Consider the following 11,016-nt stretch of genomic DNA (forward strand, 5'->3'; position numbering starts at 1 on the left):
GAGCCATTTAAATCACCTCGTACATTTAGAATGTTGTCTGGATAACTCCATTCTAACTGAGGGATTTTAAAATGGCTCTCTTAATTTTTAAGAGATTTCATTTTTACACAATTATACGGACTTAACTGAACAAAGCTTCAATTCCCTTGTTTACATAGGATATTCCATATGTATCATGTACAAAAGAAGCAAGCGGTCCACCCGTGGTACATGGGCATCCGCTTGCTTCTATTTAATGCTATTTTACTGCAGCTTCACTTTGAAAGCCGTACTTTCCGAGAACGTTCTTTTTTCATATCTCATTTCCAACGGTTGATCGTTTTGTGGGATTTCAAATGCTACAAAGCCTGACTTTGTCCCGCCGGAAGCGAGCTCTCCATTTCCTAAGTCATCATACTGATTTGCCGTATCAATAAGAAGATAATTATCCTCGATCTCACCATTTCCTAAAACAATGCTGTAATCGGATTGTCTAAATTCATAATCTTCATTACTCGTGTTCGTGATATGTACGTAGTAGATTAAAAATTCTTTGCCCTCATTTGCTTTCAAATTCTCGCTCAGCTCGGACATCCGCTTCCCTTCAGTAATGGTGAAGGTCACTCCATTAGAGACGATTTCTTCTCCTAAGCCATAGGAATCGTTGGCGGCATTGGACGCGTTTGAATCATTGGTAGGCGCTGAAGGGGCTGAACCTCCGATTTGTGTCTTTAGCTCTGCTATTTCTTTCTTTAGCGCGTCTACCTCTGCTTGCAATTGACTTACATCCCCCGATGAGCATCCCGCAAGAGTTAAGGACATGGCAATGGTTGTGGGTACTAGCATTTTTTTTAACACAGCTGTTCCTCCTAAGATGTTTTTTCTCCAGAAGGTAAACATTCGACATGATATCGACATGTCCTGCAACCATTCTCATATGTCGAAAGTCATAGGGTTGCTCAAAGGTTCAAACGATCAGAAGAATGGAGGCCGAAACGGTTCTATCAATACACGACTTCGACATCTGCCTTTGGGCTCGGATAAGAAACCTTCTGACTATTTTTATCAAACAATATAAGGTGGATGAATATGGATAGCTGTGGTAAAATGAACACATCTTGTTGATCGGAGGGTTACGTGTGATAAATGATTCCCGTTTACGTTAAGTGCTTCGTCTGAATGATGCAATTGGAACGAATTGCAAGATGACTGTGCAGAGTAGTCGGGGATCAGTTTGCCTAATTCACGTATACCCAAATAAGAAATCAACCATCTTCAATGAGAACAGGGTTTTTTACTCGTCTTTCATTTATTTGGGTTATTGAGGCATTCTTCAGATTCGAAAACGGCTGCACAGACATGTTAAGGTCTGTGTTTTTTTATGTCTACAACAATATGAAGGATGTGTAACTATGACAAACTCGCAAGTTCATAGCCAGCAGGAAATACGTCAAGCTTTTTTGTCCGCTGCGGCACAAAACGGTTTACAAATAAATAATCAAATAGTGGAGATCAATGAATCTGGTATGGATTTTCTCGTTGCCTTCGTTACGGATGATCATGGTCAAGATTGGGTACTCCGTATGCCTAGACGTAATGACGTCTGGGAACGAGCGAAATACGAGGACCAGGTGTTGAAGCTGGTAGGCAAACAACTTCCCCTCGATGTGCCGAAATGGAACATCTTTACAAAGGATTTAATTGCATATCCACTGTTGAAAGGGCACCCCGTTGCGACCATCGATATGACGGCGGGAGGATATGTATGGAAATACGATCAAAACGATTTGTCTCACGTCTTCTTTGACTCTCTAGCTGAAACGCTGGCTGCATTGCATCAGATTGATCATAAGACAGTGAAGGAAGCAGGGGTAAGAGTAAAAAGTGCTGATGAGGCGAGAAGGACATTCGCGAACAATATAGAGGAGATCGAGCAGCATTTTCAAATACCTAACCAGATGGCAGAACGTTGGAATTCATGGCTGTCAACCGATTCGTATTGGCCTGACCATTCAGCGCTTCATCATGGGGATCTTCATTCGCCTCATATCATTGTCGATCGTAACCACCGAGTAACAGGATTAATCGATTGGACGGAAGCGGAAGTAGCAGACCCTGGGAAAGACTTTGTTTTATTTTTCGCATTGTTCGGGGAAGAGAAGCTTCAAGATTTTCTCAAGCGATATGAGAAGGCCGGAGGCAAGGTTTGGCCTAGAATGAAAGATCACATCGTGGAGCAGTGGGGGGCTTACCCGGCTTTGGTAGCCAAATTTGCGCTTACGACAGGGCAGGAATCAGATATGGAAATGGCTCGCGGCATGATTGCAAATTGGAATGTGGGGTAGCTGTCAGAACTCAAATAAGTATGCAGCGGCAATCCGGTCATAATGTGCTGGTTTGCCGCTGTTTTTCCTAGTGAGACAGTCAGTCTTTTTTGCGGAAAGCTAACCGGAATGGATGCTGTTCATCATGAACATTTTCATTACAAGATAGTAAACGAGGTGTAAGCGGGTGCCTGTTAAGTCATTCGGTAAATGATCCATTGGAAAGTACATACAAATCCTGTTATATTTCAACTCTTGCTGCAGCTTCTATACTTAGGAAGAAAAATAAGCGGAATCGATTATGGTCAAATCGCAGTATTGAAATATCCTGCTATTTTTTATAAATATGCTACTACCTATTCTGTGCAGATTGATCATATAATGGCCTTAACAGCAACGTACTAAATCCATAAGAAAGTTACGAAGCAAAGGAGCGATCACATTGTCAGACAAGAAATTGCGTTGGGGTATTTTGAGCACGGCGGGGATTGCAAGAAGATCGGTCATTCCCGGCATTCAACAATCTCAGACGGGTGAGGTTTATGCAGTAGCAAGTCGGGACGCGAGCAAGGCGATGGCATTCGCGGAGGAGCTGGGCATTCCGAAATCCTACGGAAGCTATGAAGAACTTCTGGCAGATGCCGATGTCGATGCTGTATATATTCCGCTTCCGAATCATTTGCACAAGGAATGGACGATCAAAGCGGCAGAAGCGGGCAAGCATGTTCTCTGCGAGAAGCCGGCTGCGCTGGACGCACAGGAAGCGGAGGAGATGACAGCGGCGTGCCATAAAGCTGGAGTCATTTACGCTGAGGCGTTCATGTATCGTCATCATCCGAGATACGAACAGATCCGGGAGCATATTCATTCCGGCGAAATCGGAGAGCTGCGCGGTATTCATGGTACGTTCACGTTCAACAGTGCCGGAAGCAAAGAAAATATTCGCTTTCATCAGGATATGGGCGGAGGATCTTTATACGATGTAGGCTGTTATCCCATCTCCGCAGCTCGGATGCTTATCGGGACGGAACCCATAGCGGCTACTTGCCATGCCTTTTTCTCACCGGATCACGGTGGAGTCGATATGATGCTGGCTGGATTAGTTGAATTTGAAAACGGTGTCAGTTTATCTTTCGACTGTGGTATGTGGGCTGCGTACCGTAATACACTTGAGATTTTAGGGACGAAAGGGCGGATTGAAATTCCCTGCGCTTTTACGACCCATTCCAGTCCGAATTACTTTATTGAAACAGCAGATGGACGAAAAGAAATTGAAGTTCCTGTCGTGAACCATTACGCCTGTCAGGCGGATGATTTTGGTCGTGCCGTCCTAGAAGGAGCATCATATCCTTTTGATCCGATGGATTCTATATTAAATATGCGAGTGATCGATGCATGCTTGAAATCTGCTCGAGAGAGAGTCCGAGTCACATGCTAAGATAGTTTGCACCGCACATTCATAGACACGTGATATTGGTATTTCAACGCGATAGGTCGAACCGACAGCAATCCATGCGCAGGATAAGTGCATTTAATCATAAACAAGTGAAGGGGTGTACGGATGAATAAAATTCAGATTCCAGGAGTAGAGGGCGGAATAACGCAGCTGATTATGGGATCCGATTATTTTTCGCCTAAACGGATGGAGCTGGTATCGCAGATGCTGGACTCGTTCGTGGAAAACGGAGGGAATACGATTGATACGGCCTTTATTTACTGCGGCGGTGAAAGTGAAGAGGCGATCGGTATTTGGATGCAGGAGCGAGGCAATCGGGATCAGATTAAGGTATGGACGAAAGGTGCCCATCCCAATGCAAGCGGTCCAAGGGTAAATCCGGATGCCATTCGTGAAGAGCTGGAGATTAGTCTGCAGCGGCTGCAGACGGATTACGTAGATTTGTATGCGCTGCACAGGGATGATCCGAATGTACCGGTTCAGGTCATTATCGATGCGTTGAATGAACATGTGGAGGCCGGAACAATCAAAGCGTTCGGCGTATCCAACTGGACGGTGCAGCGTATTCAAGAAGCGAACGATTATGCGAAGAAGAACGGTCTCCACGGCTTTACCTTCAACAGTCCGAATTTGAGCTTGGCGAAAGCACAAGAGCCGTATTGGCGAGATTGCATCTCTGCCGACGATGAAATACTGCAGTGGCACACAGAAAGAAATTTCCCGCTCTTATCCTGGTCATCTCAAGCGAGAGGATTCTTTACGGGCCGATTTACTCGAGACAACTTGGAGAATAAAGATTTGGTACGTGTTTTCTATAATGATGCGAACTGGGAGCGTTACGATCGGGCAAAAACGCTAGCAGAGGAAAAAGGAGTTTCTACCATTCAAATTGCTCTCGCTTATGTACTGAATCAGCCGTTTCCTACTTGTGCTATTATTGGTCCGCAAAATCCGGAGGAAATGCGGTCTTGTGCGGAAGGAGCCCAAATCCGATTGAGCAAGAGCGAAATCGCTTGGTTGGATCTCAAGCAGGAGAGCAGATAACGACACCGCATGAGTGCGCTTATTATAATCTTGTCCGGCGGCAGCAAGCGGCTGGGCAAGATTATTTGCATTTACTGGAGCTTTCCTAGGTTTGTCTTGGTCACAATACATATAAATATAGAAGATGGATTTGAAGGAATTTCTTCCCATTCGTCGAATGAGTTTACGTCAGAATGTGAGCAGGGATGTCTTGTCGACGGTTTTTTGGAAAAAATCGAAATGGAATATCATAAATGCGATGACGAAACAAAAAGAGACCTAGCGTTAACGGATACGGTTCCGATGGGGCGCATATGATGTTTCATAAGAGCTGGAGGAAATGATGTTGATGAAGCCGATGAGCTTAAGATTTATTCAAATTTTTATGATATTTAAAATAGCTCTCATCGTTATTTTTTGCATTTTATTTGGTCTCTTTTTCATTGAGGCAGGAGACAGTTGGGAGTCTTTTAAATCCGGTGCCCTAAACAGTGCGTTAGGGATAGAACCGGACGAATACGATGCGAGGAACTTCGGCCGAATGGTAGGATATAATCTGCTGCCTTTTGTGTTCTCACTTTGGACGCTTTCAGCGATGAACAACAGAAAATACAAGTCTTTAGTTCTTTCTTTGGTGCTGCATTTTCTCTTGTCATTACAGAACCCGTTCTATTTGTTATTGTCGTTGGTGATGCTCGTGCTTTCATTTACATATAAGGTGAGAAGCTATATGACAGATCGTGGTGGGAATCCGCTAATGAATGCACGTTAACTGAAGTCACGCGTGTACTCATGCAAAACCATATCAAAGTGAAGGGTGGATGATGATTATGGAAAGTCGGATGCAAGTGTTGGCGGCATACCATCAATGGGCACAATTGAAAACCATCGCACACTTGAAAGGTGTTTCAGAGGATGTTTTTCAGAAAGATTTGGGGAATGTGTTTCCGAGTATTTCGCATACGCTGATGCATATGTATGATGCGGATAAAGTGTGGCTTTCGAGGTTTCGAGGGGTCAGTCCTGCTTCACTAAGCAGGGGTTCCTTCGCTTCGCTGCAGGATGCAGAGCAGCGCTATATTCCTCTTCTGGATGAATTGCAGGAAGCTTTTCGAAATTTGGATGAACAAGATGTAATCTCATACCATAATTTGAAAGGCGATGCATTCCAGAACACCGCATACGATCTCATCCAGCATGTCGTCAGTCACGGCTCTTATCATCGCGGCAACATTACCTCGATGCTTCGACAGCAAGGAATCCCGGGTCCTGCTGTGGATTATATCATCTATATTCGGGAGGAACGATCTTGAATCTAGAAGCAGTTTATCTTCACGTGATTCCAGGACAAGAGAATGATTTTGAACAAGCGTTTCATGAAGTCTCAGTCTACGGATCATCTCTGAAAGGTTCCATGAGCTGCAGCGATGTGTAGAGGTGGCAGGGGGTGATAAAGAATGCGGAATTGGAAGCCGTTGTTCCTTGCTTTGGTCTGGATTGTCAGTATAGGTGTCGCAGTTTTGATGGCTCGCAGCATTCAAACGGATATGAATACAAGCATTAGAGATATTGTCTTGTACTCGGTTATCGCAGTACTATTCATCGCTGCTGCTTCCTTCATTACGTTGTTATGGGGGACTAAAAAGAGGAGCTTATCGCATGGGAGTCTAAGACGTATGGGATTCATTGCCATGATGTTTGCAATCATGATGACGATCATTTACTTTATGGGACGCGTTCATTCGTGGATGCAGCATGCCGGTGCGGAACATCAATTGCTGAAGGTATCCAATGGAATATTGTTGTATTCTTTGCTGGGGATGTTGATTGGCGTTTGCGTGGAAATGAAGAAGGCCACGGCATTATGGAAAGATCGCCATAAGGTTAAGCTGAATGGTTGGATTTTGTTGGCAGCGGTGCTTATGTACGCGAGTCTAATCTACAGGTCGTTATATCCTGCAATTGTGATGGAATATGGGTTTGTGGAGGAAGGCATTCGAGGGTTTCTCATGGATTTAACGAGAACGAATGAATTGGGATTGGTGCTAAGCGTACTTGCCGGCATCTTTCTTGTAAGGGGAATATCCGTTGAAAAATAAAGGCGGTGCAGCAAGTGCAAATTAAAGGGCTGAACCATATTTGCATATCGGTGTCGGATTTGGAACGTTCTATTTCGTTTTACAGCGATATATTGCAGGCGAAACTATTGGTGAGAGGCAATAGCCTTGCATATTTTGATCTGGCAGGCATATGGCTTGCCTTAAATGTGCAGAAGGACATTCCCCGCAGCGAGATTTATCAATCCTATACACATCTGGCGTTTACTGTGAAAGAGAGGGATCTGGAGAAGCTCGTATCGAAGCTTAAACAATTCCATGTCGATATTGTCCAAGGGAGAACTCGGAATGAACGGGACCGCGCATCGATTTATTTTAGGGATCCTGATGGGCATCTTCTGGAATTCCACACGGGCAGTTTAGAGGAACGACTTCAATATTATAAAGAGGAAAAAAGCCATATGACGTTTTATCATCATGAGTAAGAGTCGGCTGTATTTGTGAATCAACAAGGAATCATCTTTTGAAAATTGTCCGTGCTTGCGCTGGTGGCGTAGGTACGGTTTTTTTGTTTTGTGGTGACCTCTCTATATGGACTTTCTCATTGACACGAAATTAAACGATGTAATATAATGATGTAAATAAATTAAACAAATATATATATCGTTTATATTTTAGGTAGGAAAGGAGAACCCGCAATGGTTTCGAATCGGAAAGAAATGGTCCAGCAATATTTGGAGATGAAGACCGAGTCCGGCGTTTATCAAATACAGAATGTCATCAATCAAAAACGCTTTGTGGCCAGCAGCAGAAACTTAAGAACGTTAAATGGCGTAAAGTTTCAGTTGAATTTTGGCAGCCATAAAAATCACGAGCTGCAACAGGAATGGACGAAATTTGGCGAGGACGCTTTTCAGATTGAAATATTAGAGACGCTGAAGAAGAAGAAGGACGATCCCTTTTTTAACGAGAAGGAAGAATTGAAGAAGCTGGAGCAAAAATGGTTGGATCAGCTGAAGCCGTACGGAGAACGCGGATATCACAAGGAGATTGTCTAAAAGAATAGAACATGGAATCAAAACCAGCTGACTGGCGGTGATCATCCGTCGGCGGCTGGTTTTTGTACATTTCAGGGTGCGATTCCGCAATATACCATGTATAATGCATCGTAGGAAAGGAAGTACGAGCGATGAGGAAATTAGTTTTTGTTGCGCTGGTGATGTATACGATCTTGTTATCGATGATCTTATTCTCAACACGACAGGAGCTGTCATAGGGTACGTGGTGTTGACTATGATCCGGTGGATGATCGAGAAATTCGTACGTACTTCCGCCGAACGGAATAGTGGTTTGGAATCCTAAGGAGGGTACTTTAATGCTGAAAGCCGTATGTTTCGATTTGGATGGCACGCTGCTTGATCGAGACCAGTCCTTGATTGGAGTCGTCAGCGCACAATATGAACGCTATAGCACATTCATTACTTGTGCCCAAGAGCAGTATGTCTGTCGATTCGTTCAGTTGGATCAAAGAGGTTATGTATGGAAGGATAAAGTGTATCAGCAATTCATAGAGGAAAACATCATACAGGGCATTCCTTGGGAAGATCTGCTGGAGGATTTTGTATCGCGGTTTTCGGAGCACGCCGTTGCATTTCCGTCGGTGCCGGAAGTACTGTCTAAGTTAAAGCAGAGCGGGTATAAGCTGGGGATCATAACGAACGGATTTGATCGTCTCCAAAGGTCAAACATGAAGGCACTCCAGCTGGAAGCGTATGTGGATGATATCATCATTTCTGAATCGGCAGGCCTTCGCAAGCCAGATCCAGCGATTTTTGAATTGGCGCTAAGCAACTTAGCTGTTCGAGCGGAAGAAGCGGTCTACGTTGGAGACCATCCGGTGAACGATGTGGAGGCAAGTATCCGCGCAGGAATGAAAGCGGTGTGGAAACGAGATCAGCATATGGATAAGCCTAGCCGCGTGAATGGGATCATAGATCATTTCGATGAATTGGCAGAATTGATCGGGGGTTTATAAGCGTTCTAACTGTAAAGGATGCTCAGTTGGATTGATCGGCTGCGGATTCCTCTTCAGCCGCTGCAATCGGACGGGTAGCGTCTTCCATATAGCTTAGAATTTGATACGCGTCCTCGTCTGTTGCTCCGCACATATCGGGGGACGCATGAAGCGAGCTGCATACCTTCGGGCGTTCAGGCTTACCGAACAGTTTGCATTTTAGGTCAGGTGTCAGCTGTATACAAGGTACACCTGCCGGCTTGCCGCCAGGCATTCCTGGTATCGGAGAAGAGATGGATATGACGATACAGCAAGCACCACAGCCGGGACGGCATTCCATGTTTTTTCACGTCCTTTTTCACTCAAAATTTTATCTAGATGTACTTATTGTAGCATAGGAAACTGTCTTAGAGCAGAGAGTCCACATTTTACATCCGTTTCGCAGCAGATGGAGGAGGGAGCGGCAGAGTTGAACAAGGAGCACATTTTATCTAAAGCAAGGGAATATGCGAAGATGAAGCTGCAGAATGATGCGAGCGGGCACGATTGGTGGCATATTTTTCGTGTGGCAGAATGGGCAAAACGAATTGCGGCGGAGGAAGGAGCGGATTCTTTTATTTGCGAGCTGTCAGCGTTGCTTCACGACTTGGCAGATGAAAAGCTCGTTCAATCCAAGGATGAAAGCATGGAAGAATTGAAAAGGTGGCTGTTTGCTCATCAAGTTGAGATGAAGGACGCGGAGCAGGTGTTGGATATTATTGCTACGCTCTCCTTTCGCGGCGGCCATGGTGAACCGATGAAATCATTAGAGGGCCAGGTGGTCCAGGATGCAGATCGCCTGGATGCCATAGGGGCCATAGGCATTGCGAGGACGTTCGCCTACTCGGGCTGGAAGGGTCAAGCGATGTATGATCCCGACCTTCCGGTTCGTACAACCATGACTCCAGACGAATACCGTCACGGGAAGAGCACAGCGATCAATCATTTTTACGAGAAATTGCTGACTTTAAAAGGTCGATTCAATACGCCGTTCGCTATACAGCTGGCGAAGGAAAGGCATGTATTTATGGAACAATTTTTGAAGCAGTTTTTTAAGGAATGGAACGGCATGGAGGAGATCAAGCAAGATGAGATCGAAACTTATATTGATTGAGGGGCTGCCGGGTTTTGGAAAATCCACGACAGCTCAGATCGTGAATCAATTGTTAGCAGAACATAAAGTAGATACACGCCTGTTTTTAGAAGGGGATTTGCAACATCCGGCGGATTATGACGGAGTCGCCTGCTTGACGAAGGAGCAATTTGAAGCGGCATTTTCTGATTCGTCCTTTTACCAGCTTTTTCTTGAATACTCAATACAAAAGGGAGATGAGCTGCTCGTGCCTTATCGCAAAATATGCGATGAGCATCAAATCGATCTTTCGGATGAGGTATTCCAAACGATCTTTCAGCAGGATATATACGAGCTGCCGCTGCAAAAAAATATCGAGCTGATTACCGACAGGTGGAGTCAGTTTGGAAAGACCGCTGCGGAGGAAAGCACGACATACGTGTTCGAATGCTGTTTTATTCAAAATCCGGTTACGGTTAGTATGGTTAAATACAACGCCCCTGAGGAGATCGTATCGGATTACGTACTTAAGTTGGAGCAGGCGATTCGGCATCTAGACCCGCTGTTGATTTACATTGAACAGGATCACTTGGAGACCGTGTTCCATAAAGCATCGAAAGAGCGGGAATCTTCCTGGTTGAACGGTTTCGTAGATTATTACACGGGACAAGGGTTCGGTCTAGAAAATGGCTTCCAGGGAATAGAAGGGACCATTCAAGTTCTGAAACATAGACAGCAGCTCGAACAGGAGATTGTCAATAAACTGCACATTGAGACGATCGTCTTGAATAATTCGCAATTTGATCAGGCGGCATGGAGACAAAAACTGCGGGACATCCTGAATCCGTTTCTGTAGGAAATGGTTCCTGGATCAGGTTCGGGATGAAGCCGTATGCAGCATGTCTATTTCGGATGAATGAGATGAGGTAGTGTCAAAAGATTTATGAAAACTACCTAAAGGGTTAGCTTCTCTCCTATTTACTGGAAGGAGATGCGCCGCAATCGCTCTTGACAAACACGCCAATGGTTTGAGGATTGTTTAACAAGGGCGA

The 11,016-nt window shown here is 44.8% G+C and carries 14 protein-coding genes; 12 read left to right on the forward strand and 2 right to left on the reverse strand.

Features of this window, described 5'->3' with window-relative positions:
- Window positions 1-243: 243 nt before the first annotated feature.
- Window positions 244-837 carry a DUF4352 domain-containing protein gene (locus ACFPXP_RS09215; RefSeq protein WP_379893917.1) on the reverse strand — a complete coding sequence of 198 codons (594 nt, stop codon included), beginning with the start codon at window positions 835-837 and terminating at the stop codon, window positions 244-246.
- Window positions 838-1,391: 554 nt separating this feature from the next.
- On the opposite strand from ACFPXP_RS09215, the gene ACFPXP_RS09220 reads away from it, so the two are divergent.
- The 10 genes from ACFPXP_RS09220 (at window position 1,392) to ACFPXP_RS09265 (ending at window position 8,874) form a co-directional block, all read left to right on the forward strand.
- Complete coding sequence (locus ACFPXP_RS09220) at window positions 1,392-2,324, forward strand: macrolide 2'-phosphotransferase (protein WP_379893918.1); 933 nt, start codon at window positions 1,392-1,394, stop codon at window positions 2,322-2,324.
- A 421-nt stretch (window positions 2,325-2,745) separates the two neighbouring features.
- The gene (locus tag ACFPXP_RS09225) at window positions 2,746-3,741 is read left to right on the forward strand and encodes a Gfo/Idh/MocA family protein (RefSeq protein ID WP_379893919.1); all 996 of its coding nucleotides are present in this window, start codon (window positions 2,746-2,748) and stop codon (window positions 3,739-3,741) included.
- 123 nt (window positions 3,742-3,864) lie between these two features.
- Complete coding sequence (locus ACFPXP_RS09230) at window positions 3,865-4,803, forward strand: aldo/keto reductase (RefSeq protein ID WP_379893920.1); 939 nt, start codon at window positions 3,865-3,867, stop codon at window positions 4,801-4,803.
- 328 nt (window positions 4,804-5,131) lie between these two features.
- Window positions 5,132-5,554, forward strand: coding sequence for a hypothetical protein (locus tag ACFPXP_RS09235; protein WP_379893921.1), 423 nt, complete (start codon window positions 5,132-5,134; stop codon window positions 5,552-5,554).
- A gap of 58 nt (window positions 5,555-5,612) precedes the next feature.
- Entirely contained in the window at window positions 5,613-6,095 is a 483-nt protein-coding gene (locus ACFPXP_RS09240) for a DinB family protein (RefSeq protein WP_379893922.1), read from the forward strand.
- Window positions 6,092-6,217, forward strand: coding sequence for a hypothetical protein (locus tag ACFPXP_RS09245; protein WP_379893923.1), 126 nt, complete (start codon window positions 6,092-6,094; stop codon window positions 6,215-6,217). Before ACFPXP_RS09240 ends, ACFPXP_RS09245 begins: the two co-directional genes overlap by 4 nt.
- 22 nt (window positions 6,218-6,239) lie before the next feature.
- Window positions 6,240-6,881, forward strand: coding sequence for a hypothetical protein (locus ACFPXP_RS09250; RefSeq protein WP_379893924.1), 642 nt, complete (start codon window positions 6,240-6,242; stop codon window positions 6,879-6,881).
- Between the two features lie 14 nt (window positions 6,882-6,895).
- Window positions 6,896-7,324: a metallothiol transferase FosB gene (fosB, locus tag ACFPXP_RS09255; RefSeq protein ID WP_379893925.1), complete on the forward strand. Its 429-nt coding sequence runs from the start codon at window positions 6,896-6,898 to the stop codon at window positions 7,322-7,324.
- Window positions 7,325-7,537: 213 nt separating this feature from the next.
- Window positions 7,538-7,897 (forward strand): GIY-YIG nuclease family protein, encoded by a 360-nt coding sequence (locus ACFPXP_RS09260; RefSeq protein WP_379893926.1) that lies wholly within the window; start codon window positions 7,538-7,540, stop codon window positions 7,895-7,897.
- Window positions 7,898-8,214: 317 nt separating this feature from the next.
- Window positions 8,215-8,874, forward strand: coding sequence for an HAD family hydrolase (locus ACFPXP_RS09265; protein ID WP_379893927.1), 660 nt, complete (start codon window positions 8,215-8,217; stop codon window positions 8,872-8,874).
- A 22-nt stretch (window positions 8,875-8,896) separates the two neighbouring features.
- Here ACFPXP_RS09265 and ACFPXP_RS09270 read toward each other — a convergent pair whose 3' ends face one another.
- The gene (locus ACFPXP_RS09270; protein WP_379893928.1) at window positions 8,897-9,193 is read right to left on the reverse strand and encodes a YkgJ family cysteine cluster protein; all 297 of its coding nucleotides are present in this window, start codon (window positions 9,191-9,193) and stop codon (window positions 8,897-8,899) included.
- Between the two features lie 129 nt (window positions 9,194-9,322).
- Here ACFPXP_RS09270 and ACFPXP_RS09275 point away from each other — a divergent pair, with 129 nt between their 5' ends.
- Together ACFPXP_RS09275 and ACFPXP_RS09280 are read left to right on the forward strand one after the other, a co-directional pair.
- On the forward strand, window positions 9,323-10,006 hold the full coding sequence (locus ACFPXP_RS09275; protein WP_379893929.1) for an HD domain-containing protein: 684 nt from the start codon (window positions 9,323-9,325) through the stop codon (window positions 10,004-10,006).
- Complete coding sequence (locus tag ACFPXP_RS09280) at window positions 9,981-10,820, forward strand: hypothetical protein (RefSeq protein WP_379893930.1); 840 nt, start codon at window positions 9,981-9,983, stop codon at window positions 10,818-10,820. Before ACFPXP_RS09275 ends, ACFPXP_RS09280 begins: the two co-directional genes overlap by 26 nt.
- Window positions 10,821-11,016 lie beyond the last annotated feature (196 nt).

Source organism: Marinicrinis lubricantis (assembly GCF_042658665.1).
In the GTDB taxonomy this organism is placed as follows: domain Bacteria; phylum Bacillota; class Bacilli; order Paenibacillales; family KCTC-33676; genus Marinicrinis; species Marinicrinis lubricantis.

Bases quoted from the DNA above. Each gene is read 5' to 3' on its own strand.
- ACFPXP_RS09280 (WP_379893930.1), top strand. From the start codon at position 9,981: ATGAGATCGAAACTTATATTGATTGAGGGGCTGCCGGGTTTTGGAAAA.
- ACFPXP_RS09265 (WP_379893927.1), top strand. From the start codon at position 8,215: ATGCTGAAAGCCGTATGTTTCGATTTGGATGGCACGCTGCTTGATCGA.
- ACFPXP_RS09260 (WP_379893926.1), top strand. From the start codon at position 7,538: ATGGTTTCGAATCGGAAAGAAATGGTCCAGCAATATTTGGAGATGAAG.
- ACFPXP_RS09250 (WP_379893924.1), top strand. From the start codon at position 6,240: ATGCGGAATTGGAAGCCGTTGTTCCTTGCTTTGGTCTGGATTGTCAGT.
- ACFPXP_RS09240 (WP_379893922.1), top strand. From the start codon at position 5,613: ATGGAAAGTCGGATGCAAGTGTTGGCGGCATACCATCAATGGGCACAA.
- ACFPXP_RS09270 (WP_379893928.1), bottom strand. From the start codon at position 9,193: ATGGAATGCCGTCCCGGCTGTGGTGCTTGCTGTATCGTCATATCCATC.
- ACFPXP_RS09235 (WP_379893921.1), top strand. From the start codon at position 5,132: ATGAAGCCGATGAGCTTAAGATTTATTCAAATTTTTATGATATTTAAA.
- ACFPXP_RS09220 (WP_379893918.1), top strand. From the start codon at position 1,392: ATGACAAACTCGCAAGTTCATAGCCAGCAGGAAATACGTCAAGCTTTT.
- ACFPXP_RS09230 (WP_379893920.1), top strand. From the start codon at position 3,865: ATGAATAAAATTCAGATTCCAGGAGTAGAGGGCGGAATAACGCAGCTG.